At 72.1% G+C, this 26373-nt stretch carries 22 protein-coding genes; 14 read left to right on the top strand and 8 right to left on the bottom strand.

Going from position 1 to position 26373, the window contains the following annotated elements:
- Window positions 1-259 precede the first annotated feature (259 nt).
- A complete protein-coding gene (locus KDK95_RS24030) occupies window positions 260-1570 on the top strand; it encodes an RNA polymerase sigma factor (protein ID WP_212520540.1) in 1311 nt (436 codons plus the stop codon).
- Here KDK95_RS24030 and KDK95_RS24025 read toward each other — a convergent pair.
- Both KDK95_RS24025 and KDK95_RS24020 read right to left on the bottom strand, forming a co-directional pair.
- A complete protein-coding gene (locus tag KDK95_RS24025) occupies window positions 1521-2777 on the bottom strand; it encodes an MFS transporter (protein WP_212520533.1) in 1257 nt (418 codons plus the stop codon). The genes KDK95_RS24030 and KDK95_RS24025 overlap by 50 nt on opposite strands.
- Before the next feature lie 523 nt (window positions 2778-3300).
- The gene (locus KDK95_RS24020; RefSeq protein ID WP_212520539.1) at window positions 3301-3753 is read right to left on the bottom strand and encodes a MarR family winged helix-turn-helix transcriptional regulator; all 453 of its coding nucleotides are present in this window, start codon (window positions 3751-3753) and stop codon (window positions 3301-3303) included.
- A 162-nt stretch (window positions 3754-3915) separates the two neighbouring features.
- Between KDK95_RS24020 and KDK95_RS24015 the strand changes: the two genes are divergently transcribed.
- The 3 genes from KDK95_RS24015 (at window position 3916) to dmpI (ending at window position 5737) form a co-directional block, all read left to right on the top strand.
- The gene (locus KDK95_RS24015; protein ID WP_212520532.1) at window positions 3916-4326 is read left to right on the top strand and encodes an organic hydroperoxide resistance protein; all 411 of its coding nucleotides are present in this window, start codon (window positions 3916-3918) and stop codon (window positions 4324-4326) included.
- A 142-nt stretch (window positions 4327-4468) separates the two neighbouring features.
- A complete protein-coding gene (locus KDK95_RS24010; protein WP_212520531.1) occupies window positions 4469-5449 on the top strand; it encodes a LysR family transcriptional regulator in 981 nt (326 codons plus the stop codon).
- Window positions 5450-5509: 60 nt separating this feature from the next.
- On the top strand, window positions 5510-5737 hold the full coding sequence (gene dmpI, locus KDK95_RS24005; RefSeq protein ID WP_372463380.1) for a 4-oxalocrotonate tautomerase DmpI: 228 nt from the start codon (window positions 5510-5512) through the stop codon (window positions 5735-5737).
- A 106-nt stretch (window positions 5738-5843) separates the two neighbouring features.
- Here dmpI and KDK95_RS24000 read toward each other — a convergent pair whose 3' ends face one another.
- Window positions 5844-6311 (bottom strand): PPOX class F420-dependent oxidoreductase, encoded by a 468-nt coding sequence (locus tag KDK95_RS24000; RefSeq protein WP_212520529.1) that lies wholly within the window; start codon window positions 6309-6311, stop codon window positions 5844-5846.
- 206 nt (window positions 6312-6517) lie between these two features.
- Here KDK95_RS24000 and KDK95_RS23995 point away from each other — a divergent pair, with 206 nt between their 5' ends.
- A complete protein-coding gene (locus KDK95_RS23995) occupies window positions 6518-6769 on the top strand; it encodes a hypothetical protein (protein ID WP_212520528.1) in 252 nt (83 codons plus the stop codon).
- 118 nt (window positions 6770-6887) lie between these two features.
- On the opposite strand, the gene KDK95_RS37840 is transcribed toward KDK95_RS23995, so the two are convergent.
- Window positions 6888-8036: a polysaccharide deacetylase family protein gene (locus KDK95_RS37840; RefSeq protein ID WP_212520527.1), complete on the bottom strand. Its 1149-nt coding sequence runs from the start codon at window positions 8034-8036 to the stop codon at window positions 6888-6890.
- A gap of 214 nt (window positions 8037-8250) precedes the next feature.
- Here KDK95_RS37840 and KDK95_RS23985 point away from each other — a divergent pair, with 214 nt between their 5' ends.
- Entirely contained in the window at window positions 8251-10164 is a 1914-nt protein-coding gene (locus tag KDK95_RS23985) for a helix-turn-helix transcriptional regulator (RefSeq protein WP_212520526.1), read from the top strand.
- A gap of 252 nt (window positions 10165-10416) precedes the next feature.
- Here KDK95_RS23985 and KDK95_RS23980 read toward each other — a convergent pair whose 3' ends face one another.
- Window positions 10417-12957, bottom strand: a complete 2541-nt coding sequence (locus KDK95_RS23980) for a LuxR C-terminal-related transcriptional regulator (RefSeq protein WP_212520525.1) — start codon at window positions 12955-12957, stop codon at window positions 10417-10419.
- A gap of 103 nt (window positions 12958-13060) precedes the next feature.
- On the opposite strand from KDK95_RS23980, the gene KDK95_RS37835 reads away from it, so the two are divergent.
- Complete coding sequence (locus KDK95_RS37835; RefSeq protein WP_212520524.1) at window positions 13061-14230, top strand: UDP-N-acetylglucosamine--N-acetylmuramyl-(pentapeptide) pyrophosphoryl-undecaprenol N-acetylglucosamine transferase; 1170 nt, start codon at window positions 13061-13063, stop codon at window positions 14228-14230.
- Between the two features lie 75 nt (window positions 14231-14305).
- Here KDK95_RS37835 and KDK95_RS23970 read toward each other — a convergent pair whose 3' ends face one another.
- Entirely contained in the window at window positions 14306-14962 is a 657-nt protein-coding gene (locus KDK95_RS23970) for a phosphoribosyltransferase (RefSeq protein WP_212520523.1), read from the bottom strand.
- Window positions 14963-15025: 63 nt separating this feature from the next.
- Between KDK95_RS23970 and KDK95_RS37830 the strand changes: the two genes are divergently transcribed.
- From KDK95_RS37830 to KDK95_RS23950, 4 genes are all read left to right on the top strand, one after another.
- A complete protein-coding gene (locus KDK95_RS37830) occupies window positions 15026-15694 on the top strand; it encodes a dienelactone hydrolase family protein (protein ID WP_212520522.1) in 669 nt (222 codons plus the stop codon).
- Between the two features lie 90 nt (window positions 15695-15784).
- A complete protein-coding gene (locus tag KDK95_RS23960) occupies window positions 15785-16081 on the top strand; it encodes an adhesin (RefSeq protein WP_212520521.1) in 297 nt (98 codons plus the stop codon).
- Between the two features lie 144 nt (window positions 16082-16225).
- Complete coding sequence (locus KDK95_RS23955; RefSeq protein ID WP_212520520.1) at window positions 16226-16759, top strand: C40 family peptidase; 534 nt, start codon at window positions 16226-16228, stop codon at window positions 16757-16759.
- Window positions 16760-16802: 43 nt separating this feature from the next.
- Entirely contained in the window at window positions 16803-18203 is a 1401-nt protein-coding gene (locus KDK95_RS23950; RefSeq protein WP_212520519.1) for a UDP-N-acetylmuramoyl-tripeptide--D-alanyl-D-alanine ligase, read from the top strand.
- 80 nt (window positions 18204-18283) lie between these two features.
- On the opposite strand, the gene alr is transcribed toward KDK95_RS23950, so the two are convergent.
- The gene (gene alr / locus KDK95_RS23945; protein ID WP_212520518.1) at window positions 18284-20473 is read right to left on the bottom strand and encodes an alanine racemase; all 2190 of its coding nucleotides are present in this window, start codon (window positions 20471-20473) and stop codon (window positions 18284-18286) included.
- Window positions 20470-21090: a sigma-70 family RNA polymerase sigma factor gene (locus KDK95_RS23940; protein WP_212520517.1), complete on the bottom strand. Its 621-nt coding sequence runs from the start codon at window positions 21088-21090 to the stop codon at window positions 20470-20472. The genes alr and KDK95_RS23940 overlap by 4 nt, the downstream gene beginning before the upstream one ends.
- Before the next feature lie 245 nt (window positions 21091-21335).
- Between KDK95_RS23940 and KDK95_RS23935 the strand changes: the two genes are divergently transcribed.
- The 3 genes from KDK95_RS23935 to KDK95_RS23925 all read left to right on the top strand — a co-directional run.
- Window positions 21336-23630, top strand: a complete 2295-nt coding sequence (locus KDK95_RS23935) for an AfsR/SARP family transcriptional regulator (protein ID WP_212520516.1) — start codon at window positions 21336-21338, stop codon at window positions 23628-23630.
- A gap of 168 nt (window positions 23631-23798) precedes the next feature.
- On the top strand, window positions 23799-25742 hold the full coding sequence (locus KDK95_RS23930) for a glycoside hydrolase family 127 protein (RefSeq protein WP_212520515.1): 1944 nt from the start codon (window positions 23799-23801) through the stop codon (window positions 25740-25742).
- A gap of 127 nt (window positions 25743-25869) precedes the next feature.
- The coding region (locus KDK95_RS23925) for a DUF1275 family protein (RefSeq protein ID WP_212520514.1) at window positions 25870-26373 on the top strand (504 nt) is incomplete at its 3' end.

Raw genomic sequence — 26373 nt, 5'->3', positions numbered from 1 at the left:
GCCGGCGTTCCCCGAGGGCGCGCGGGCATGCGGACCTGCGTGAGTCGGCGTTCCCGGGGGGTGCGCGGGGTCTTCGGACCCTAGTGAGTCGGCGCTCCCGGAGACGGTGGCTGCCGCGGAGCGCGACGAGAGCGTGACGAGTGGGGGCGGCCGCTTTGCGCGGCCGTCCCCGTCCTGCTGAGATGGCGACGTGGACGAATCGGGCGACGGACAGCTGGGCGCGGTCGCCGGCGCGGGCACCGCCCCAGGCGCGGCGTCAGTGGCTCCCGCCACCGCGGCCGACGTGGCGGTTTCCGCCGTTTGGCGGATCGAGGCGCCGCGGCTGATCGCCGGACTCACCCGTTTGGTCGGTGGCGACCTCGGCCTCGCGGAGGACCTGGCCCAGGATGCGCTCGTCGCCGCGCTGGAGCAGTGGCCGGCCGACGGCGTGCCGCGCAATCCCGGCGCATGGTTGATGACCGTGGCGAGGCGCCGCGCCGTCGATCTCATCCGCCGCGATCAGACCTACGCAAGAAAACTGCAGCTGATCGGCCGTGACCTGGAGTCGGGCGGCTCCGGCGCGTCGTCCGCCGCGCCGGGTCCCGAGGCGGCCCTCGACGAGCCCGACATCGAGGACGACCTGCTGCGCCTCGTCTTCACCGCATGCCACCCCGTGCTCCCCGCCCCGGCGCGCGTGGCGCTCACCCTGAAACTGCTCGGCGGCCTCACCACCGCCGAGATCGCCCGCGCCTATCTCGTACCCGAGCCGACGATCGCGCAGCGCATCGTGCGCGCCAAGCGAACGCTGGCCGAGAAGAAGGTGCCGTTCGAGGTCCCCGAGGGTCCGGAGCTCGCCGAGCGCCTGGCATCCGTCCTCGAGGTCATCTACCTGATCTTCAACGAGGGATACGCGGCCACCGCCGGGAACGACTGGACCCGTCCCGCGCTGTGCGACGAGGCGGTCCGACTCGCCCGCGTACTCAGCACGCTGATGCCCAGGGAGCCCGAGGTCCACGGACTCGCGGCGCTGCTGGAGATCCAGTCCTCCCGCCTCGCCTCGCGGACCTCGGCGGACGGCCGCGTCGTGCTGCTGAGCGATCAGGATCGCGGCCGCTGGAACCAGCTGTTCATCCGCCGAGGCTTCGCCGCGCTGGCCACGGCCGAGAGCCTGTCGACCGCCGCGGGCCGCCCGTCCGGTCCGTACGCGCTCCAAGCGGCGATCGCCGCGAGCCACGCGCGTGCCCTGACACCCGAGGAGACCGACTGGCCGACCATCGCCCGGCTCTACGGCGCGCTTGCCGCGCTGGTCCCGACACCCGTCGTCGCCCTGAACCGTGCCGTCGCGGTCGCGATGGCCGAAGGGCCTGCCGCAGGTCTCTCGCTCGTCGACCAACTCGTCGCCGCCGACGCGCTGCCGAACTACCACCTGCTGCCCGCCGTCCGCGCCGACCTGCTCACCCGCCTCGGCCGTCATGCGGAGGCCGAGGCCGAATTCGCGCGCGCCGCCGAGCTCGCGACGAACGCCGCCGAGCGCGCCTTGCTCAATCAGCGTGCCGCCACGGCAGGAAGATCCCGCTCAACAGGCAGATGACACCCGCTATCAGTAGTGCATCGCGCACGCCGAGAAGTGTCGCGAGCCAGCCGCCGAGCGCGATGAACAGCGGCGTGATCGACTTGTTGCTCGCCGACCAGGCCGTGGCCAGCCGCGTGATCAGGTCGGCCGGCGTCTCGCGCATCCGATACGAGGTCATCACAGGGTTGAACACGCCCGCGAGGAACAGCAGCAGCGACTCCGCGCCGACGATGGTGAGCAGGCCCGGGATACCGACGGGTGCGAACGCGAGCGGCAGCAGGCAGGGGCCGCGCAACGCGCCGACGACCGCGAGTACGCGGTGCGTTCCGAAGCGCCGCGTGACCCGCTGCGCGACGACTGAGCCGAGCAGCCCGGCGGCGCAGGGGGCACCGAGCGCGATGCCGTATTCGAACGCCGACAGGTGCAGGTCGTCGAGCATGAGGACGGCGAGCAGCGGGGACGTCATCCGGATCGCTCCGGCGAAGACCATTGCGTTGATATAGAGACCGCGCAGCGTGCGGTGCGCGAAGGTGTGCCGAAGCCCTGCGGCGACGCGGCGCAACAGCTTCTCCCGGGGAGCGCCGTCGGCGGAGGCAGGCGTCTCGACCGCGCCCTGCCCGCCTACGAAGCGGCTCGACAGCAGGACTGCCGCGACCGCGAAGCTGAGCGCGTCCACGGTCGTCGAGCTGACGACGCCGACGACCGTGATCAGCAGGCCGCCGATCGCCGGACCGACGGTGGACGTCGTCCAGTCCACTGTGGAGAGCCTGGCGTTGACGCCGAGTTGGCGATGCTCGGCGATCGCCTGCTTGAGCAGCGAGGTCAGCGCCGAGTTGTAGAGGATCGAGCAGACGGTGACGACCATCAGGACGACGCAGAGCTGCACGTAGCTCAGTCCGCCGACCGCGAACGCCGCGATGACGGAGCAGAGCGCGGCGAAGCTCAGCGCCTCGGTCACCCGCAGCACGCGCTGCTTCGGCTGCTGTTCGACGAAGGGCGCGAGCGGCAGCGCGATCACGGCCGTGGCCGCGAACGCGAACGCCGTCATGAGCGAGACCGCGCCCGCCGACTCGCCGAGCCGCAACACGGCGATCAGCGGGATCGCGCCCATGCTGACGGCGCTGCCGAGGCTGCTGATCGCGTACGCGGACCAAAGGACCCGCAGTTGGCGGCCGCCGATCGAGTCCCCGGCGGCCAGTTCCCGTGACGCGGTGTTTTCCAGCACGTTGATCCGATCCCCCCGACAGCGAGTCCCGTATGCCGCGCGGGGACGCGTCACACCCGATCGCGTGAGCGGGCGCGGCATCACGCCTGGTGCGTCGTGCGGCACGCCACGGCACTTCGCCTCGTGCGGCACGCCACCCGCGATCGGCCCGTGCGCCGCCGATGACGCGACCTTCGATCGGCCCGTGCGCCGCCGATCACGCCAGCCGCGATCGTGCTGTGCCGATCACGTCACCCGCGATCGGCGCCGCCGATCACGCGACCTGCGATCGACCCGTGCGCCGCCGCTCACACGACCCGGCCGCGCCCGTGCGCCGCCGATCACGCCAGCCGCGATCGTGCGCTGCCGATCACATGACCCGCGCCCGCGCGCCGCCGATCAGACCAGCCGCGATCGGGCCGTGCGCCCCCGATCACGTGACCCGCGATCGTACTGCGCGCCGTCGATCCCGCCTGCCGCGATCTGGCCGTGCGCAGCGACGCCCGGACGGACCTGCCGAACGAAGACGAGTCCGCCGACTCTGCTACGCCCGCGCCCCCGTGCCCGACAGTCTTACCACGGCGGCGTCGAGGGAGTCGGTCAGTTCCTTGAGACGGTCCCGCAGCTCGCCCATCTCGGCGATGCTCATCCCGGTCGACTCGACCGTGTGCTCGGGCACGATGCAGACGCGCTCGCGCAGCCCGAGGCCCTCTTCCGTCGGCCGGACCACGACCGAGCGCTCGTCGGCCCGATCCCGCCGACGCTCGACCCAGCCGGCCGTCTCCATCCGCTTGAGCAGCGGGGAGAGCGTGCCCGAATCCAGACGCAGCCGCTGCCCGAGCTCCTTCACGCTGAGCTCGCCGTGCTCCCAGAGCACGAGCAGCACGAGGTACTGCGGATACGTCAGCCCGGCCTCGCGCAGGGTGACGCGGTAGACGCTGTCGAAGGCGCGCGACGCGGCGTGCACCGCGAAGCACAGCTGTGCGTCGAGACGCATCGCCTGCTCGAGCGCGACTTCGGCGGGTGAGGTATGCGCTGTGTTCACGTTTCCAGGATACCTCAGTCGCACGCTGTTCAGTTGCGCACAACTGAATCGTGTGCCAGGATGAATCCCGAAGGCGGCGCGAGCCGCATCGGATCTTGTGGAGGGAACGAGAAAATGAGCGCTCTGTACACCGCGGCGGCCACGGCGAACGGTCGCGAGGGTCGGGCCGTGAGCTCGGACGGCCAGCTGGATCTGACGCTCGCCTTCCCGGAGTCCCTCGGCGGCAACGGCAAGGGCACCAACCCCGAGCAGCTCTTCGCCGCCGGCTACGCGGCCTGCTTCGCCAGCGCCCTCGGCGTCGTCGGCCGCAGCCAGAAGATCGACACCGGCGAGGCGTCGGTGACCGCCGAGGTCAGCCTCAACAAGGCCGGCGAGGGCTTCGCGCTCTCCGTCGTGCTCCGCGTCGAGCTCCCTGACGAGCTGCAGAACGAGACCGGCCACAAGCTCGTCGAGGCCGCGCACCAGGTCTGCCCCTACTCCAACGCGACCCGCGGCAACATCCCGGTCGAGCTCGTCGTCGAGTAACTGCTACCGGTTCACTGAAGGCTCGCTTGCGAGCCCGCTGAGCGGTGGCGGCTGATCAGTCGCCACCAGTCCGGTTTGGCGCCAAGTCGCCCCCGTTAGCTGACCGAATCCCCGGTAAGCCGTGGACACGTAGGCTACCCGCGTGGAACTGCGCCAACTCCGGTACTTCGCGACGGTCGCCGAGGAGCTCCACTTCGGCCGAGCGGCGGAACGTCTGCTGATCGCGCAGTCCGTGGTCAGCCAGCAGATCCGCCGACTCGAACGAGAGCTCGACGTGCAGCTCTTCGACCGCTCGTCCCGCCACGTGCGGCTGACGGAAGCCGGCCACGCGTTCCTCCCCGAGGCCAGGGCCGTGCTCGACGCTCAAGATCGAGCCGTCGCAGCGATGGCCCGCTACGCCGAGAACCGCTCGCGGCTCTTGCGCATCGGCACGAGTGCCGGGCTCGGCGATCGGCTGACGGCGGTGCTCGACGGCCTCGCGCGCCGCCTGCCGGACACGCAGGTCGACCTCGTCTCCGCGCCGACGAGCAAGAGGCTTGAGCTCGTTGCCGACGGCGGCCTAGACGCGACCTTCGTCCGCGGCGAAGCAGAGAAGACTGAAGGCGAAGCAGAGAAGCTTGAATCAGGATCGGGATCTGACTCAGGTTCGAGTTCCGACCCTGCATCGCTGCGACTGCTTCCCGCGTGGCGCGAGGACCTGGTGGTCGTGCTGCCGCGGGCGCATCCCTTGGCGGAGAAGGGCGAACTCGCCATGGGGGATCTGGCCGGACTGCCGCTTTGGATGGTGGAGCGACGTCGCAACCCGGCTCTCGTGGACCTGGTCGTCGGCGCGTGCCAGGACGCGGGGTTCGAGCCCGCGCCGGGCCGTGTCTATCCGGGATTGCAGGAGACGCTTTCCGCGCTCGGCGCGGGGCGAGCCGCGTGGACTGTCATGTACGCATCGCATGCGGCGCAACTCAACGTTCGCAACGTCGTGTTCCGACGGTTAAGCGAGCCTGAGCTGTCGCTGCCGACCTTCCTCGTCGTGAAACCTTCGACGCCTGAGACGGTCGTCGCAGCGCTGCTCGCCGCCTGCCGTGCGGCCGCCGACGAACCGGAATCCACTGAGCCTCTTCGATCGTGATCCGCGATCGCTGCGTGCGTGAACTGGGCGTTGTTCGCCGTGGCGCGCTGCGATGGACTTGTGGGGAACCGATCAACGACTCCCAGGAGGCTTCACATGCCCATCGTCACCGTGCAGCAGGGTCCGCGCGACGTCGAACTCAAGCGCGACCTCGTCGCCCGGATCACCGACGCGTTCGTCGACGCGCTGAACGTCCCTGCGGAGAGCGTCCAGGTGTGGATCCAGGAGGTGCCGACCGACAGTTGGGCGATCGGCGGCGTGCTGACCGCCGATCGCCCGAAGAAGTAGCAGCCCCGAACCGGCGCACCGCCTGCGCCCTGCCCGGGTTGCCAGGTTCGGGTGGGGCTGGCTCTGGCCGGGTTGTCGGGTCCGGGTGGGGCTGGCTCGCTCCGGATCAGCCCTCTGCGAGCTCGGGCGGGAAGCCGCCGGTGGCGATCGGGCCCCAGGACACCGGGGTGATCCGCAGCAGCGTCTTGCCCTGCTTGATCATCGCCGCGCGGTATTCGTCCCAGTTGGGGTGCTCGCCGGCGATGCAGCGGAAGTAGTCGACCAGCGGCTCGACGTCCACCTCGGCGTCGATGAGCTCTGCCGTGCCGTTGACCTGCACCCACGCGTCGCCGAAGTCGTCCGACAGGACGACGATGCTCACGTTCGGGTCGCGCCGCGCGTTGCGGGCCTTGGCCCGCTGCGGGTAGGTCGACACGACGATCCGGCCCTGCTCGTCGACGCCGCAAGTCACCGGCGACGCCTGCGGCACGCCGTCCGCACGGGACGTGATGACCAGGCCGTTGTGCCGGGTCCGCAGGAACTCGGTGAGCCCTGCGCGGTCGACGGTCGTATTCGTGGCGAGCTTTCGCGTCATGACCGCAGTCTACGACCGCCCCGGACTTGTTCACGGGGGACAAGTCCGCGGCCGTGTCCGGCTGCGATGGCGGTGCCGGCTGCATTAGCAGCGGTGACGGCGGCGGCGATGACGGTCCCGGCGGCGGTAGCAGCGGTGACAGCGGTGGCGGTGCCTATAGCAGCGGTGGCGATGGCGGTAGCGGTGCCGGTAGCAGCGGAGCAGCGGTGGCGATGGCGGTAGCAGCGGTGACGGCGGCGGCGATGGCGGTGCCGGCGGCATTAGTAGCGGTGACAGCGGCGGCGATGATGGCGGTAGCGGTGGTGACGGCGGCGGCGGAGGCGACTGACCTCTGCGGATTCCACCCCGGACCCTACCTACCGAACCACCTGGTGGACTGCCCACTGAACCACCTGGTGGACTGCCTGCTGAACCACTTGCTGAACCACGTGCTAAAACTCGCCCCGGAATCCCGCTGAGTGAATACTCTGCTCCGCACCCGCAGGATCCGGAAGGCTGGGGCGCGTGCTCTGATCCCCTGGAGTGCTCCGCCTCAGCCTTCTTGCTTTGCCTGTTGCCGTGCTACATGGCGACGTACTACATGGCGACGAAGTTGTATCCGCGGTCGAGTAGGGCCGGGATGAACTGCTTGAGGGCGGCGACGGTGTTGCGGCGGTTGCCGCCGCCGTCGTGCTCCAGGACGATCGAGTGCGCGCGGGTCTGGCGCAGCACGGTGTGCACGATCTGCTGGGTGTCGACGTTGGCGGTGTCCCAGTCGCGGGGGTCGACGGACCAGTCGACGGGGGTCAGGTTGCGGGCGGCGCAGGCCTGCAGGACGGTCGGGGACCAGGCGCCGTAGGGGGCGCGGAAGATGGTCGGGGTCTGGTTCGCGTTCGCCAGTGCATCGTTGCAACGATCCATCTGGGAGAGTACCTGCGCGGAGGACAGGTGCGACAGGTCCGCGTGGTCCCAGGTGTGGTTGGTGATCGTGTGGCCGGCCGCGGAGACCTCGCGGACCAGGGACAGGTTCGCGCCGACCTGCTCGCCGATCATGTTGAAGGTGGCCTTGATGCCGTACTGCCGGAAGATCTCGAGGACCTGCGGTGTGTAGGTCGGGTCGGGGCCGTCGTCCATGGTCAGTGCGATGGCCATCGGGCCGTGGTCGTCCACGTAGTACAGCGGCTTGCTGTACACCTGACCGTGCGACGCCGAGCCCGAGGCCGAGCCGGACGACGAAGCGGACGCGGACGCGGACGGGTTGGATGCCGACGCTGACGCTGACGCGGACGCCGAGGCCGATGCTGAGCCCTGGCCCGACGGCGAGCCGGATGCGTAGCCCGGCGTGTTCGACGCAGACGCCGGGTGCGACGTCGATGCCGAGGATGAGCCGGGCACCGGCGCGCCGCCCTGGCCGCCGGTTCCGCCGCCGGTCGCGCCGATCAGTTGGCGCGCTCGACCCGAGGCGACCGCCGCGGTGGCTATGCCGCCGCCGGCCAGCAGCATCAGGCCGCCGGCCGCGAACAGCACGCGACGCCGGTTCGCCGAACGCCCGGTGCGGTACCCCTCGACCGCGGCGTCGCGATCGCGGTGCTCCTCGACCGCCGCGTCGCGACCGTCGAACGCGGCGGACGAGGACCACACGCGGGTGCGCTCGATCGGATCCTGCTCGGGGGCCGGAGACCAGGGCAGAGCGCGGGTCTGCGCGTTGGGGTCCGTCGGGGGAAGCCACGGTTCGTAGGTAGTCACGCCGCCAAAGACGACGGGTCTCGCCGAGGGGTTGAAAGAAATTCCCGGCGTTTTTCCGCCAGGCCGCGGCGGCGCCCGTGATCGATTTGTAACAACCGTTGTCGCCGGACGGCGTCGCAACGGGGAGCACGGAAGGGGCAGGGCGCGCGGCCGGTACGGCGCGGGAGAGAGTGGGGGCGCGACGATGGTGCAAGGGCGGCGACCTGAGCGGTCGATGCTGGAGATGCTGCGTGGCGCGGCCGTTCTCGGTGACGGGTTCTCGCTGCGCGAGCTGGCGGCCGTGCTGAGCCGGCCCGCCGAAGAACTCAGGGTGTTGCTGGACGACGCGATCGACTCGGGTCTTCTGCGGGCGGATGGCGGTGCCCTGTGCTTCCGGGACGAGGGGCTTCGACGTGAACTGTACGAAGCGATTCCGGCCGGTCTTCGCATGGCATTGCATCGGTATACGGCGAAGATCTTCAATGGCTTGAGTGTCGCGCCGGAGCGCATCGCGCGGCACCTGCTCGCCGCCGGGGACGAGGCCGAGCGGTGGGAGGCGGACTGGCTGATCGAGCACACCGCCACGCTCTACGCGCGTGAGCCGGAGCTCGCGGTCGAGCTCATCGGCCACGTGCTGCGCGGCATCGACCCGGCCGATCCGCGGCACGCGCGGCTCGAGGACCGCTGGGCCCGCTACACGTTCGAGCTCGACCGCTTCGAGCAGGCCGCGGGCATCGCGCGCGGCATCCTCACGCAGAGCCGCGACCCGGCCCGCGTCGGGCCCGCCGTCTGGATCCTCGCGCTCAGCCTGATGACCAGGCGCCGTTTCGAGGAGGCGCTCGGCCTGCTCGAGGATCTCGACCGCGGCCCCGGGATCGCGGAGTTCTGGCGCGCCCGCAACGATGCGGTACGCGCCGTCGTCCTGGAGATCCTGGGCCGGCTTGAGCAGGGCCGGGCCGCCGCCGAACGCGCACTGGCCGCCGAGGTCAGCCCGCCGGACCCGTTCACGGTCGGCGCGGCGCTCTACCTCCGCTCGGTCGCCCGCGCGGCACGTCGTGACGTGGCCGGCGCGCTGGAGGACGTGGAGCAAGGGCTCTCAGCGATGATGCGAGCTACCGGGTTTCCCGATCTGCGCATGCTGCTTCTCGGCAACCGCTACGTCTACCGCTTCGCGCTCGGGCACCACGAAGGAGTGTCGGACGCGATGCGCGAAGTGCTCTCGATCGGCGAGCGCACCGGCTCGCTGTGGCTGACCAGAGTGCGGCAGCAGGCCACGAAGGTGCTCTACGACCTGGGCCGTTGGGACGAGGTCAGCGCCGACCCCGCCATCGCCGCGCTGATCGCCGCGCACCGCGACGACTCGGCCGAGGTCGCCCGGCATCTCAAGGATCTGGCGACGCGGGAGGGGGCGATAAGCATCTACGACCTCGCCGCCCGCGCGCTGGAGAGCGAGCGAAACGGGTCGCCGGCCGAGGCCGTGGCGCTGCTGTCGGTCCTTCTGGAACCCGGCGCCGAGGACCGCTTCCCCTTGCGTCACGCCGTGCTGCCCACGCTCGTGCGCCTGGCGACGGTGAATCAGGACACGGCGACGGCTCGTGCCGCGACCGAGGCCGCGAAGTGGGAGGCCGACCAGGAGGCGATGCCGCGCAAGCGTGCGTGCGCCGATTGGTGCCGCGGCCTGCTCGGCGCGGACCCGAAGCTGGTTCTCGGCGCCGTCGCGTACTTCCGCGCCGCCGGGCTGCGCCTGGACGCGGGCAACGCGCTGGAAGACGCGGCCGAGTTGTCTGCCCGGGTCGGAGAGTCGCAGCAGGCGCGTACGGCGCTCGTCGAGGCCCTGGACGTCTACGAGGAACTGGGCGCCGCCTGGGACGCCCGCCGGGCCGCGGCCCGGCTGCGCGCGTACGACGTGCGCCTCGGCGTACGCGGCAGCCGCGCACGCACCGCGGGCCGCAGCGGAAACGGCCTGCTCACCGCGACCGAGCAGCGCGTCGCCGAGCTTGCCGCCGAGGGCTACTCGAATCCTGATATCGCGGCCAGGATGTTCCTGTCCAAGCGGACGGTGGACACGCACATCTCGAACATCCTCGCCAAGCTGCGGATCGGCTCGCGCCGGGAGATCCGGGATCGGCTTACGCGAGGTGGTTCTTGATCTCGACGCGTGAGGCGGCGCCGAATCTCCCGGCGCGAGGCGGCGCCGAGCTTGGCAAGGATGCGCGAGACGCGAGACGTGGCTCTCGTCGGTGCGCCGGGAGATTCGGGATCGGCTTACGCGAGGTGGTTCTTGACCTCGACGCGTGAGGCGGCGCCGAATCTCCCGGCGCGAGGCGGCGCCGAGCTTGGCAAGGATGCGCGAGACGCGAGACGTGGCTCTCGACGGTGCGCCGGGAGATCCGGGATCGGCTTACGCGAGATGGTTCTTGACCTCGACGCGTGAGGCGGCGCCGAGCTTGGCCAGGATGCGCGAGACGTGGCTCTCGACGGTGCGCCGGGAGAGGTTCAGGCGGTCGGCGATGTCCGGGTTCGACAGGCCTTCGGCCACCAGATCGGCCACCTTCCGTTCGGTCTCGGTCAGCGACTCCGGGCCCGATACGGCGCGCCTGCCGCCTGCGACGGTGCGCAGGCGCACGCCGTTCGCGCGGAGGCGGGAGGTGGCGCGGCGGGCGTCCCAGGCGGCGCCCAGCTCCTCGTAGACGTCCAGGGCCTCGACCAGCGTCGTCCTCGCGCGCGAGGTGTCGCGGGCGCGTGCGAACAGCTCGGCGGCGTCCTCCAAGGCGTTGCCGTGCGCGGGCAGCAGTCCGGCCTCGCGCAGGAGGTCTGCGGCCTCGAGGATCGGGGCCGGATCCGCGTCCAGCAGGCCGCGGCACCAGAGATCGGTGGCTCGCCTTCGGGTGATCGAGCCCGCTCCTGCGTCCGTTTCGGCCGCTCGTGCCGCGTCCAGCGCCAGGGCCTTGTCGCCGCCGGCCAGGGCCAGCCGGGACAGCGCGGGGAGCAGTCGGTAGCGGAGCGGGTGGTTCGGGCGCCCGAGGCGCAGGCAGACCGCCAGCATTTCGAGGGCTGCTTCCGGTGCGCATTCGCGTTCGTGCTCGAAGGCCTCGGCCGCCAGAGTGAACACTCGGCCGTACTCGGTCTGCGCGCCGGTGGCCCAGGCTTCGCGCATCGTTGTCAACGCCTGCCGCGCCTGCTCTGGGTCGTCGCGCCGGGCCGCCAGTTGGGCGAGGATCGCGTGCCGCGTGGCCGCCGTGGCTATCTCGTGATCTGATATCAGGTCCAGGATATCAGTGGCCTCGTCCCAGAGGCCCAGTTCGAAGGCGACCTCGGCGACGAGCAGGCGCAGCGTGTTCAGCCGCGGCAGACCCGAGGTCTCGGCCGTGACCAGCATCTGCCGCGCCCAGTCCATCAGCTCCTCGGCCGGATCGCCGACCTCGAATCCGACGGCGAGGCGGTTGCACCACAGCAACAGCCGCAGGTCGAAGAGGTTCGGATCGTCGAGTACGACCGCCATCGCGCGGTCGATCAGGGTGGCCGCGGCGGCGTCGTCGTGGTCGGCGGCGATGGTGACGTACGACTGCGCGTGCAGCGCGTAGCCGATCGCCATCGGGTCCTGCGCGCGCCGTCCGGCGGCCAGCGCGTCGCGCGCGGCGTCGCGGGCCCGTTCCAGCTGCTCGCAGCCGCCGAACGCGACCGCCCGCAGCGCCGCGTACCGGGCGAGCCAGCGTTCTGTCACGCCGGGCCGCGCCGAGGCCTCGTCCAGCTCGCGCAGCACGTCGTCGAGCCGCCGGAGCCTCAGCAGGCTGTATCCGAGCAGCCAGGTGTTGCGTCCGATCCGCTCCGGGTCCGTGCTGCGCGCGATGTTCTGCCGGGCGATCCGCGCGGCCGCCTCGAAGCGGAACAGCCGGAAGTCGGCGTCGGCGAGTGAGTCCTCGAACTCGGCGCGGCGCGGATCGGCGGGATCCAGGCCGTGCAGGACCCGCTCGAGGATCGCGGCGGCCGTCCCCGGCTCGCGCCGCATCAGCGTCTCGGCGTGCGCCGCCAGCCAGTCGGCTTCCCACGCCTCGCTCGGCGAGTCGCCGCTGTCCAGCAGGTGGCGCGCGACACGTTCGGGCTGCGCGCCCGTCGCCATCAGCACCCACGCCGTCACCAGATGCAGGGCGGTGCGACGCTCCGGAGGTGTCGCGTCGTAGAGCGCCCGCCGTATCGCCGCGTGCCGGAACCGCAGTTGATGCTCGGCCGGTTCGATCAGGCCGGCGGCCAGTGCTTCGTCGATCACCGGGACGAGCTCGATGGGCGAGAACGCGGTGATCAGCGAAAGATCAGCCACCGAGAACGGGTCGCCGAGCAACGCCGCGCCGTGCAGTACTTCGAGCGTGCGCGGCGTGAGGTAGCCGAGCTTTTCCGCGACCGGACCGGCCAGCGTCGGTCCTTCCATCAGTTCCCGGATATAGCGCGGGTTTCCGCCGGCCGCCTGGAGGCGATCCCGGTCGTCCGGACCGGCCAGCGCGGCGACGTGCTCGGGATCGAGGCCGGACAGCGGGATCACGACGGCGCCTTCGCGCAGCCGGTCCACGGAGGGGCGCCGCGGCACCAGCCGTCGCGCGCCGACGACCAGCGTCGGAGAGTCCTCTGTCGCTGCCGCGAGCCGGCGCCAGAGATCGAGGGTCGCGTCGTCGGCGGCGTGCAGATCGTCGAAGACGACCAGGACCGGACGCGTGCGATCCCGCAGGTCCGGCTCGGTGCCGGGCACGCCGGAGATCCACAGCGCGGGGACTCCGGCCGCCGAGGCCCGGCGCGCGACCTCGGCGAGCAGCGCGGTCTTGCCGATCCCCGGCTCGCCCTCGATCAGCGCGATGCCGCCGCGTCCCGAGCGCACCGCCGCGACCAGGCCGCGCAGCAGCGACACCTCGCCGTCCCGGCCGACCAGGAGCCCATCGCGCAAGACTGACACCGGCCCAGGCTAACGGCACCGTGCGTTTCGGGGCTGCGGGCCGAGGTGTGGGAGGCTTGGCGGGTCAGGCAGCACAAGGGGCTCGAGGATAAGGCGGTACCAGGTGAGCAGCCGAGCCGACGGGGCGCGCCCCGTCCGGGTGATCGTGACCGGCGGAGGCACCGGGGGACATGTGTATCCCGCGCTGACCACGGTGAACGCCCTGCGCGCGGTGCTCGCCGAGCAGGGCCGGGCGCTGTCCGTGAGCTGGGTCGGCGCGCGCGGCAAGCTGGAGGAGCGGATCGCCGGGGAGCACGGCATCGAGTTCCTGCCGGTGGCCACCGGCAAGCTGCGCCGGGCCCGCAACCCGCTCGGCATGCTGACCTGGACCAATATCAAGGACCTGGCCCGGGTGCCGTGGGGCGCGGTGCAGGCCTGCGGGATCGTGCGGCGGCTGCGGCCGGACGTCGTCGTCGGCTTCGGCGGCTACGTCGCGGTGCCGGTCAGCGTCGCGGCCTGGCTGTGCCGGCGTCCGCTGGTGATCCACGAGCAGACCGTGCGCCTCGGCCTGGCGAACCGGATCCTGGCCCGGCTGGCCAAGGTCACCGCCGTCTCCTCGGAATCCACCCTCGGCCTGCTGCCCGGCGGCGCCCGCGCTGAGCTGGTCGGCAACCCGATCCGGGCCGAGCTGTTCGGCGGCGAGCCGGACCGGGCCGTGGCCGCGCTCGGCCTCGACGGCTTCGACCGCGCGCTGCCGACGGTGTACGTCACCGGCGGCGCGCTGGGCGCCCGGCAGATCAATAACCTGATCGTGGAGTCGCTGCCCTGGCTGCTCAAGCAGGCCAACGTCGTGCACCAGTGCGGCGCCGCGGAGATCGACCGGATGCGCGAGGCCGCCACCGCGCTCTCTCCCGAGCTCGCGCCGCGCTACCACGTCGCCGAGTTCATCGGCGCGGAGCTGCCGGACCTGTTCGCCCTCGCCGACCTCGTCGTCGCGCGCAGCGGCGCGGGCACGATCGCCGAGCTCTCCGCGCTCGGCAAGCCCGCCGTGCTGATCCCGCTCGCCTCCTCGGCCGGCGGCGAGCAGTCGTTCAACGCGCGGTACCTCGACGAGCGCGGCGCCGCGCGGGCGCTGCTCGGCGAGGTGACCGGCGAGGACCTGCGCGCCGCGATCGGCGCGCTGCTGGACGACCCGGCCGCGCGCGGCAAGATGGCCGAGCACGCGCGCGAGCTCGGCAAGCCGGACGCCGCGCGGACGCTCTCCGCGCTGATCCTGCGCGTCGCCGGGGCCTGACGGGACTCTCGGGCCTGACGGGACTGTCGGACCTGATGGACCGGTCGAGCCTGACGGGCCACGTCGGGCCACCCGTCAGCCGCTCAGCAGCCGGACCACGTCCGCGTCGCTGAGCTGGCGGAAGTCGTCGTACCACTCGCCGACGGCCTCGAAGCCGTCGGGCGCGAGCAGGTAGACGACGTCGTCGGCCACGCCGCCGGCGATCAGGTCGGCGACCGAGTCCGGCGCGCAGGCGGGCGCGGCGAAAACGAGCCTGCTCGGTGCCCGCCGCCGCACCGCGCGCAGCGCCGCGCGCGCGGTCACGCCCGTGGCCAGGCCGTCGTCCGCGATCACGACCTCGCGGCCGCGCATGTCGGGCAGCGCGCGATCGCCCCGGTACACGGCGACGCGGCGTTCCAGCTCCTGCCGCTCGGCCACGGCCAGCGGCGCCAGCTGCCCGGCGTCGAAGCCGAGCGCCCCGGCCTGCGGGCTGAGCACCACCTCGTCCAGTCCCTCGGCGATCGCCGCGATGCCGAACTCGGGGAAGCCCGGGACGCCGATCTTGCGCGCGACGAACGCCTCGGCCGGCACCGCGAGCCGGTCGGCGATCGCGCGCGCGATCGGGATCCCGCCGCGCGGCAGCCCGAGCACCACCGGCGCGCGCAGGTCGAGGCGCGCCACCCGCTCGGCGAGCAGCCGCCCCGCCTCCCACCGGTCCGCGAAGCGCGCGGGCAGTTCGGGTTCTCGGCCCATCACACCCCACCTCCTTCCCGTTTTCGCGCATTTTCCGCCGAAAACGGGGCAGAGGGTCGTGTCGTGACCTCCAGCACCGTGCACGTCCCGGTCGTCCAAGCCGCCGATCTCTCGGGGGACCTCGTGCTGCCCGAGGGCGCGCAGTCCGTGGTGGCCTTCGCGCACGGCAGCGGCAGCTCCCGGTACAGTCCGCGCAACCGCGCCGTCGCCGAGGTGCTGCAGCGCGCCGGCCTCGGCACCCTGCTGCTCGACCTGCTCACCGAGCACGAGGAGGAGCTCGACGAGTTCACCGGCGAACTGCGCTTCGACATCCCGCTGCTCGGCCGGCGGATGGTCGCGGCGGTGGACTGGCTCGCCGCGAACCCGGAGACCGACGGGATGCCGCTCGGCCTGTTCGGCGCGAGCACCGGGGCCGCCGCGGCGCTGATCGCCGCCGCCGAGCGGCCGGACCGGGTGACCGCGGTCGTCTCGCGCGGCGGCCGGGTGGATCTGGCCGGCGACGCGCTCGGCCGGGTCCGCGCGCCGGTGCTGCTGCTCGTCGGCGGCCACGATCCGGACGTGCTCGCGCTCAACCGGGAGGCGGCGGCCCGGCTCGCCGCCCCGCACCGGCTCGAGGTGATCCCCGGCGCCACCCACCTGTTCGCCGAGGAGAACGCGCTGGAGACCGTCGCCCGTTCGGCCCGCGACTGGTTCCTGCGGCCCGATCCGGAGCTGTTCCACGCGGGCGGCTGAGAGACCCGCTCCGTCCGGCGGGGGGTTTCCCCGGGGAGCGACCGGGTACCCGGGCCGCTCCCGAAGCCAATCGGAAAGGAACGACGGCCTATGCTGACGCTCACCGACGCAGCCGCGACCGCCATCAACCAGCTCACCTCGCAGCCGAACATGCCGGAGACCACCGGCCTGCGCATCGCACCGAGCCCCGACGAGAGCCAGGGCGCCGCCCTCGCCGCGGCGCTGACCAGCGGCCCGGGCCCCGAGGACGAGGTCCTCGAGGTCCACGAGGCCCGCGTCTACCTGGAGCCGGAGGCGGCCCAGCAGCTCTCCGACAAGGTGCTCGACGCCGAGACCGCCGCCGGGGGCCAGATCGCCTTCCACCTCAGGCCGCAGGACGCCGCCTGAGCCACGCTCGGCGTTGACCCAATCGGGGCTTTGTCCAAGATCGGGTGCGGCGTGCCGCCGATCACCGGGAGTTAGCTTTTCCAGACCGCGGGTAGTTGCCTGCGCCGAGGGTGGGGCCACCATCGATCGGCACGGGCAGGCACCATGGGAGTTCCCTGGGAACGCGAGTCGGGAAGTGTTCGATTATCCGCGGGCCGGCGAAGAGCGCCGCGGGCCGCCTGCGCGGTCCTGCTGGCGGCGACGCTGCTGAGCGTCGCCGCCACACCCGCCTGGGCCGACGTGGGCGCGGGCGCGCAGTGGCGACATAGCCACCCGCGACTGTCCGGCGAGACCCGGGGCCAGATGGCCCTCGCCTTCGCCCTCGCCCAGTTGGGCAAACCGTACGAGTACGGCGGCAACGGCCCCGACGCGTACGACTGTTCCGGACTCACGCAGCAGGCCTGGCGCGCGGCGGGCATCGACATTCCGCGCACCTCGCAGGAGCAGGCGGCGTTCGGGAAGCCCGTGTCGCTGAAGAACATCAGGCTCGGCGACCTCGTGGTCTTCTACGCCGGCGCATCGCACGTCGGCATCTACGCGGGCAACGGCGAGGTCGTCGTCGCACCGCACCACGGCACCACCATCAGGCGCGAGAAGATCGCCTGGATGCCGGTCTACGACGTGCGAAGGCCGGGATAGCCGCTGGGAAATCCGGATCCGCGCCGTATCCGTATGACGGTGCATGAGAGAGATAACGCTGCGGGAGCTCGCCGACGTGGTCGGGGGCACCGTGCACGACGGCGCCGAGGACATCGTGGTGAAGGCTCCCGCGTTCGTCGACTCGCGCAAGGCGCAGGCGGGCGGGCTCTTCGTCGCGCTGCCCGGCGAGCGGGTGGACGGGCACGACTACGTCGAGGCCGCGATGTCCGGCGGCGCAGCCGCGGTGCTCGCGCAGCGCCCGGTGGGTGTCCCGGCGGTCGTGGTCGCGGACGGGGTCGACGCGCTCGGCCGGCTGTCCGCGCACCTGGTCGCCCGCGGCGGTTCCGGGATGACGGTGCTCGGCATCACCGGCTCGGCGGGCAAGACCACGACGAAGGACCTGATCGCGCACCTGCTGAGCACCCGGGGCGAGACCGTCGCGACGCCCGGCAACTTCAACAACGAGATCGGGCTGCCGCTCACGGTCAGCCTGGCCTCGGCGGGCACCCGTTTCCTGGTGCTGGAGATGGGCGCCCGCGCGATCGGGCACATCAGGTACCTGACGGAGATCGCGCCGCCGTCGATCGGCGTCGTGACGAACATCGGCACCGCGCACCTCGGCGAGTTCGGCGGCTACGCGGCGACGACGCAGGGCAAGGGAGAGCTCGTCGAAGCGCTGCCGGCCACGGGTCTCGCCGTGCTCAACGCCGACGACGAGCGCGTGCTCTCGATGCGCTCGCGGACGAAGGCCGACGTGGTCCTGTTCGGCTTTGCCCAGGATGCCGACATCCGCGCATCCGATCTGCGGGTGGACGAGTACGGACGCGCGCACTTCACGCTGCACACCCCGGAGGGCTCGGCACCCGTGTCGCTGCAGCTGATCGGCGAGCACCAGGTCGGCAACGCGCTCGCCGCCGCGGCCGTCGCCCGCCGCATCGGGCTCAGCACCGAGGAGATCGCCGCCGGCCTCGGTACCGCGACCGCGGCCTCCGGCGGCCGGCTCGAGATCACCGAGCGGCCGGACGGCATCGTCATCGTCAACGACGCGTACAACGCCAACCCGCACAGCACCCGCGCCGCTCTCAGGGCCCTGACGGCGATGGCGAACGGCCGGCGGAAGATCGCCGTGCTCGGCGCGATGCTGGGCCTGGGTGAGGAGGCGGAGCCGGAGCACCGCGCGATAGGCGCGCTGACCGCGGAACTCGGCGTTGACCTGCTGATCACCGTCGGCGGACTCAAGGGCAGCGAGGAGGCCGGATGGATCGCCGACGGCGCCGAGGCCGCCGGCGCGACCGTGCACCGCACCGTCGACAACGTCGAGGCGCGAATCCTGCTCGACGGGCTGCTCGCCTCCGGGGACACCGTGCTCTTCAAGGCCTCGCAACCCGCCGGGCTGCAGCCGCTCGCCGAGCAGTTGGCCGGACAGCCGGAAACGGTTCACTGACGCTGTCGCAATGAGCTGACCAGCGCCGACCGACGGCGTGGGGCGAGCCGGCCGGCCCGCCCCACGCCCGCGCCGGGCAGTTACGCGGGCACTCCGGCGAGCACCGTGTCGATCATCGTGTCGAGCAGGCGCGGCAGCGGGATCCCGGCCTCGGCCCACATCCGCGGATAGAGCGACGTGGCGCTGAACCCGGGGAACGTGTTGATCTCGTTGAACACCGGTTCGACCCCGTCGCGCAGCAGGAAGTCCACCCGCGCGAGCCCGCGGCAGCCGAGGATCTCGAACGCCTGCACCGCCATCCGCTGCAGCTCGGCCGTGATCTCGGGCGCGATCGGCGCGGGCAGCAGGATGTCCGTGGCCGTCGCGTCCTGGTACTTCGCCGCGTAGTCGAGGAAGTCGCGGCCGCCCTGGTGCAGCACGATCTCGACCGGCGGGCTCGCCTCGATCCGGCCGTCCGGATGCTCGAGCACGGCGATGTCCACTTCGCGGCCGATCACGCTGCGCTCGACGAGCACCTTCTCGTCCCACTTGCGGGCCGTGGCCAGTGCCGTGCCGAGCTCCTCCCAGTTCTTGACGCGGCTCACGCCCACGCTGGATCCGGACCGCGCGGGCTTGACGAACGCCGGCAGCCCGAGCCGTTCGCGGTCCGCGTCGGACAGGTCGTCGACCTCGCGGCGCAGCACGGCCCAGTCCGCCACGCGCAGGCCGCTGGTGACGAGCACGCGCTTGGCCGCGTCCTTGTCCATGCCGAGAACGCTCGCCGCCATGCCGGATCCGACGTAGCGCACGCCCAGCGCGTCCATCAGCGCTTGGACGGTGCCGTCCTCGCCGAACGGACCGTGCAGCGCCGGCACGACCACGTCGGCCGCGGCCAGCACCTCGAGCGCCTGCCCGTGGCCGGCGCCGCTGCGCACGGCCGGATCCGGCGTCGCCGCGACCAGGTCGTGCGGGCCGAAGACTCCGGCGGGCCAGTCCGTCGGGCCGGGGATCCAGCGCCCTTCCGGGCTGATCCGCACCGGCTGCACGCGGTAGCGCTCGCGATCGAGGTAGCTGACGATGGTGGCGCCCGAAGCACAGGAGACGTCGTACTCGCCGCCGGGGCCGCCGAACAGCACGACCACCCGCAGCTTGCCGTCGTGCCCTGATTCCCTCGCGGCCGGCACCTCGCCTTCGGCGGCCGTGATGTACCGGCGCGGCACACGCGGGCTGACCCGGGTCAGGATCTCCAGCGGAGTGGTGCCGGACCACGCCGCCCAATCCGCGACCGTCGGCTCGCCCCGCGATCCGGTGCCGAAGACCACGGCCTCGTCCCCGGGCATGACATCGAGCTGGCCGGCGTCGACAATGCACGAGTTCATCGCGATGCGCCCGGCCACCGATCGCTGCTCGCCGAGCACTGATATCCGTGCACTGCCGGACGCCGCGCGCGGCAGTCCGTCGGCGTAGCCCAGCGGCACGAGCGCGAGATTGCTCGCCTCAGCGGTCTGGTACAGGTGGTCGTACGAGACGCCCTCACCCGCGTCGACCCGGCGCGTCATCGCGATCCGCGCGCGCAGGGTCATCGTCGGGACCAGGCCGTTTCCGCCCGCGTGGTCGATGCCGTACAGGCCGCTGCCGAGCCGGATCACATCGTAGTGCGACCGCGGAATCGTCAGCGCGGCGGTGGAGTTCGCGATGTGCCGCAGACGGCCGGTGAGACCGGCCCGCTCGGCCTCGCGGACCGCCTCGTCGAACAGGTCGAGCTGACGCGTGGTCGTCGGATGGCCGGGCTGGTCCGGATGCACGAGGTGCGACCAGATGCCGCGGACGTGCACCGAGCCCTCGCGCTCCAGCCGGGCCGCCGCCTCGACGAGCGCGGGCCACTGCGCCGGCGAGGCGCCGTTGCGGTGCAGGCCGGTGTCCACCTTGAGCTGGACCTCGGCGGTCCGGCCGAGCCGCTTCGCGCACGCGGCGATCTCGGCGAGCTGCGCCTGCGACGACACGGTCAGATCGAGATCGGCGCGCAGCGCCTCGGTCACGTCCTCGTCCGGCAGGTGCAGGAAGGTCAGGATCGGCGCCTGGATTCCGGCCGCGCGCAGCGCGAGCGCCTCACCGATGAAGGACGCCGCCAGCCACGTCGCGCCGTGGGCCAGCGCGGCGCGCGCGATCTGCACGGCGCCGTGGCCGTAGCCGTCGGCCTTGACCACGGCCATCAGCGCGGCGTCGGTGCGGGCGCGGAAGATCCGCAGGTTCTCGGCGAGGGCCGCGAGGTCGACGACCGCCTCCGTCATCCGTTCCCCCGGGATGGCCGGGGTCTCGGCGACTGACGATGGTGATCCGGCCGGGACGGCGGGTTCTGGGGCGAGCGGCGGGTACATGGAGCTGGTCCACCACCAATGTTCTTCGTGAGCGGGTGCGGGTTCTGTTCGGCGAGGTCGCCGCGGAGGGTGCGCAGCGCGTGGCGGGTGCGGGTCTTGACGGTGCCCTCGGGGATGCCGAGGGTCTCGGCGGTCTGCCGCATCGTGCTGCGCAGGTAGTAGACGTGGAAGAGCACGTCGCGCTGCGGATGGGGCAGGCCGGCCAGGGCGGGCGCGAGCAGTGCGCGGTCGAGCACCTGCTGCACGTGGTCGGGCCCGGCCGCGATCGCGGCCAGGGGCTCGTCGCCGCACTCGGCGGGCCGGGCGGCCCGGCTGCGCGACGCGTCGATCGCCAGCCGCCGGGCCACGGTCAGCAGCCAGGCGCGGGCGGAGGCGTCCTCGAGCGTGGGCAGATTGCGCCACGCGCGCAGCATCGTCTCCTGCAGCAGATCCTCCGCGGCCTGCCGGTCCCCGCTCGTCCATCGGATGATCGAGGACAGCAGCGGCCGGCTGTGGGTCGCGTAGAGGGCCCGCATTCGTTTGTCCTCCACGGCGCAGCACGCTAGGGGCGGCCGATCAACGCCCTGTCTACGCCCCGTCAACGCGCCTGAAGAGCCGGTCGCGCCACCCCGGCTCAAGGAAAAGCCGTCGCTCCTTCAGCCCCCTCTTAGCGTATGTTCAGTGAGATTGACGGATGTTTCGCGGAACCGGGCCCGCGAAGATCATCCGAGGACCGCAGGCACGACTCGGCCGTCCGCACGGCAACGGGGCGCTCGGGGAGCGGGGAGGGCTACGGATGGACGATTTCACTTTCCGGCTGTTGGGGCCGGTGCGCGCGTGGCGCGCGGGGACGGAGCTGGAGATCGGGCCGCCGCAGCAGCAGGCGGTGCTCGCCGTGCTGCTGCTCGCGCGCGGCGCACACGTCTCGATGGCGTCGATGCTGGACGCGCTGTGGGGGGAGCACCCGCCGAAGTCGGGTGCGGGAGCCGTGCGCACGTACGTCTCCAGGCTGCGGCAGATCCTTAACTCGGGCGAGGCGGGTGCGGGCATCGTCATCGAGCCGATCGGCGACGGCTACGCGCTGCGCGGCGAGAGGGTGTCGGTGGACGCCGACGTCTTCGAGGAGCGGGTCACCGCCGCGATGGCCGCGCGGCGCGCGGGCGCCGACGCGGCAGACCTCTGCCGCCGGGCGCTGGCCGAGTGGCGCGGCGAACCGCTCGTCGGCGTACCGGGGCCGTATTTCGACTGGGTGCGCGCCCGGCTCACGGAGCTGCGCGCGGATGCCGCCGAGATCGAGGCGGCGGCACAGGTCGAGGCCGGCGACCACCTCGCCGCGATCGCCGGCCTCAGGACGCTGATCACGACGTACCCGCTGCGGGAGAGCCTGCACGAACTGCTGATGCTCGCGCTCTACCGCGCCGGACGGCAGGCCGACGCGCTGGAGGTCTACGAGCGGGCCCGCCGCGTGCTGCGCGACGAACTCGGCATCGAGCCCGGCCCGGCTCTCAAGCGCATGCAGCTGCGCGTGCTCAGCGCCGACGACGCGCTGGCCCCGCTTTCCGGGCCGCGCACCGGAGTCAGCGCGGTGGCCGTCCGCAGGAGGCAGGTCGGCGGTGCTCTGGCCGTACGCATGATCGACATCCCGCCGCAACGCCACGAGCCGCGCGCCGAGGTCATCGCGCCGGCCCCGTCGATCAGTCCGGCCCCGTCGGACGATCCGGCCCCGCCGCTTCCCGGAACGTCGCGCTCCTGCCTCGCGCGGCAGCTCCAGGAGGCGCGCCGCCGCGCCTTCGTCGGCCGGGAAGCCGAGATCGCGGCGTTCCGATCCGCCCTCGGCGACGCCGGGCGCGCCTTCACCCTGCTGTTCGTGACCGGCCCCGGCGGCGTCGGCAAGACCACGCTGCTCCGGCGTTTCGCGGAGGAGTCGGCGGAGGTCGGCCGGACGGTCGTCGAGCTGGACGCGGTCCGCGACGTCGAGTGCACGCAGTCCGCCTTCGAAGCCGCCGCGTCGCGGATGCTCGCGCCGGAGGCGGGTCGCGCGACCCTCCTCGTGGACGGGTTCGAGATGTATCAACCTCTTGAGCCGTGGCTGCGCGAGGATTTCCTGCCGCGCCTGCCGCTCGGCACGATCGTCGTGCTCGCCGGAAGGACGCGGCCCGCGCGCGAATGGCGCAGTGACCCTGCGTGGCACGACATCCTCGACGTCGTCGAACTGGGGGACTTGAGCGAAGGTGACGCGCGGCAGCTCCTGGCCGCGCGCGAGGTGCCGGCAGCGCAGACGAAGTCGGTCCTCGCATTCGCCGGTGGCAACCCCCTCGCCCTGTCGCTCGCCGCGGACTCGGTTCGGCGCGACGAGAGTGCGGACGACGAGGCGGATTGGGCACCGTCGTACGACGTCATCGGCGCGCTCGTGGACCAGTTGGTGGGCGACGCCCCGTCTGCCGAGCACAGGCAGGCGCTTGACGTATGCGCATTGCTGCCGACCACGAACGAGGAACTGCTGCGCGCCGCGCTACCGGACGCCGACACGCCGGCCCTGTTCGCCTGGCTGCGCGAGCTGCCGTTCATCGAGTCCGGTCCGCTCGGCGTGTACCCGCATGACGTCGTCCGCGAGATCCTCGACGCGGACCTCAAATGGCGTGACCCGGAACGGCACCAGGTGCTGCGTGCCAGGGTTCTGTCGCACCTGGGCGACATGCCGCCGGAGCCCGACGCCGCCGCGCTCTCCCGCGAGGAGTTCAACGCCGCGGTGCGTTCGGCCCTGCGCGCCTGGCATCGGCCCGACACGCTGGCCGACAGCCTGCTGCACCAGACGAACCTCGTCGCATCGGACGATGACAACGTAGTCCCCGCTGAACGCGTCCGCGCCGCGATATCGCTCGCACTGCGCCAGCTTCGCGAGGATCGGCACGGTGAGAAGCAGTACCTCGCCATCACCTGCACGTACCTCGACGCCGACGCGAAACAGCAGCACGTCGTGGCCCAAGAGCTGGGGCTGCCCTTCGGCACGTACCGCCGCCACCTCGCGCAGGGCCTCGACCGGGTCTGCGAACTCCTCTGGCACCGCCATCCGGTAAGCCCCGCCGGCTGACCCGACAGCCGACCCGACAGCCGACCCGACAGCCGACCCGACGGTCGAACAGCCTTCCCGCCGCCTGATCCGGATCGTGGCCCGATCACATCCCGATCAGACTCTGGCGTGCGTCCGCCCCGTCGCGCTAGGGTGGCAGGCAAACGTTTGCTCTCGAAAGGGTGGGCCATGACGGCTGATAGGAGTGCTGCGCCAGGTCCGGTCGGCGAGCTGGGCGCGGCAGCGGTGTTGCGCGCGTTGCCCGCCGGGGCGGTACGGCTCGGCCCCGGCTTCTGGTCCGCGCGCGTGACCGCGAACGCCGAACGCTCCCTCAACGCGGGACTCGAGCGGATGACCGAGGCCGGGACGCTGGAGAACCTCGAGCTGGCCGCGGGAACCAGGCACGGCGCGTACCACGGCAAGCTGCCGTTCCTCGACACCGACGTCTACAAGTGGCTCGAAGCCGTGGCCTGGCACGTGCAGAGTACGGGTTCGGCCGAGTGGCTGGAGAAGGCCGACGAGGTGATCGCGCTGGTAGCCGCCGCGCAGCAGGAGGACGGCTACATCAACAGCTATACGACCGTCGTGCGCGGCGGCGAACGCTGGGCCGATCTCCCGTCGGGCCACGAGATGTACTGCGCGGGCCACCTGATCCAGGCCGGCATCGCACACCGCCGCGCGACCGGCCGCACGTCGCTGTTCGACATCGCCGAGCGCTTCGCCGCCCTGCTCGTCACCCAGTTCGGCGAGGACGGCGAGCAGGTCGGCTACTGCGGGCACCCGGAGGTCGAGACCGCACTCGTCGAGCTCTACCGGGAGACCGGGAATGCGGCGTACCTGCGGCTGGCGGACCGCTTCATCACCCTGCGCGGCAGCGGCCAGATGGGCGACCGTCCCTTCGGCCGCCGCTACTGGCAGGACCTCGTCCCCGTCCGCGAGCTGCGCGCACTTCACGGCCACGCCGTCCGCGCCCTCTACCTCGCGACCGGCGTGACGGACGTCTACCTGGAGACCGGCGAGGCCGCGCTGCTCGACGTGCTGCGGGCCCAGTGGGAGGACCTGCTGCGTGGAAAGACGTACATCACCGGCGGCACCGGCGCCCGCCATCGCGACGAGGCCCTCGGCGACGCCTTCGAGCTCCCCGCGGACGAGGCGTACACCGAGACCTGCGCCGCCATCGCGCTGATGCAGTGGGCCTGGCGCATGCAGCTGGCGACCGGCGAGTCACAATACGCTGACATCTTCGAACGCGTGATGTACAACGGCTTCCTCGCCGGGGTCTCGCTCGTCGGCGACCGGTACTTCTACGTCAACCCGCTGCAGGTGCGCAGCGACACGACCCTCGGCCCCGACGGGCGCCAGGCCTGGTTCAGCTGCGCCTGCTGCCCGCCCAACGTCATGCGCACGCTGGCGAGCCTCACCCACTACTTCGCCACCAGCGACGACGACGGCCTGCAGATCCACCAGTACGCGTCCGGCGAGATCCGCACCGAGTGGGGAGCGGGCGTCAACGTCGAGACCGGCTACCCCTTCGACGGCACCGTCCGCCTCGCGATCCCGCCCGCGAGCGCGGGCACCTGGACCCTCGCGCTGCGCATCCCCGCGTGGGCCAGAGGCGCCACGACCGTGCTGCTGAACGGCGCGCCCGTAGCCGGGACGGGCAACGACGGCACGCTCGGCGCGGACGTCGACTACGTCCGCCTGACCAGGACGTGGCACGCCGGCGACGTGGTCGAGCTCGATTTCCCCCTCCGCCCGCGCCTGACGGTGGCCGACCCCCGCGTCGACGACGCCCGCGGCTGCGTGGCCATCGAGCGCGGCCCCCTCGTCTACTGCGCCGAGCACCTAGACCAGGACTCCGACCTGCGCGACCTGATGCTGGCCGGCCACCCCTGGGACGGCGCCCCCATCGAGATCGACGGCACCACCCTCCCCACTGTCCTGATCGACGCCACGGCTCGCTCCCTTGACACCAAGGACCCCTGGCCGTACCGGGAGCTCGGCGGCCCTGATAAGTCAGCCGCGGCCGGCCACGCGGCCCACACCCGCGTGACCGCGATCCCCTACCTCGCCTGGGCCAACCGGACCTACGGAGCCATGCGGGTCTGGCTCCCGCACGAGGAGGCGAACTAGCGGGCAGCGGGTGAGGTCGGGCAGGCCGGCGGCTCGCGGTTCGTCGCCGGCCCGCCCACCGGGCCCGACCGCAGATTTCGAATACAGAGATCTTTGACTTATGTCCGGCTGCGGCCGACTCTGGAGCATGAGCTCCGAGAATCTGCACCAGGCCTGGCGGACGATCGTGCCCGAGCGGGGGGCCCGGTTCGGGCCGCTGCCGCCGCTGATGTTGCTGCTCACGCTCGTCACCGGCTTCGTGGACGCGTACAGCTACCTTGCGCTCGGGCACGTGTTCGTCGCGAACATGACGGGCAACGTGGTGTTTTCGGGGTTTGCGATCGCGGGGGCCGCGGGCTTCTCGCTGCTGGCTTCGCTGGCGGCGCTGGCCGCGTTCGCGGTGGGGGCGTTGCTGGGGGGACGGGTCAGCACCGCGGGTCGGTCGCATCGGGGGCGGCTGCTGTCCACGGCGATGGCGATCGAGGCGGCGCTGATGCTCGCGGCCTACCTGGTGGGGCAGTTGGGGCCCTCGCCGGAGGTGAACGCTGCTGAGCGGTACACGCTGATCGCGCTGCTGGGGCTCGGAATGGGGACGCAGAACGCGGCGGCGCGGGCGTTGGCGGTGCCGGATCTGACGACGACGGTGCTGACG

This window comes from Actinospica acidithermotolerans (genome assembly GCF_018139625.1).
Classification (GTDB): domain Bacteria; phylum Actinomycetota; class Actinomycetes; order Streptomycetales; family Catenulisporaceae; genus Actinospica; species Actinospica acidithermotolerans.
Note: the sequence above shows the minus strand (reverse complement) of the source record. Positions and strands in the feature narration are given on the sequence as shown.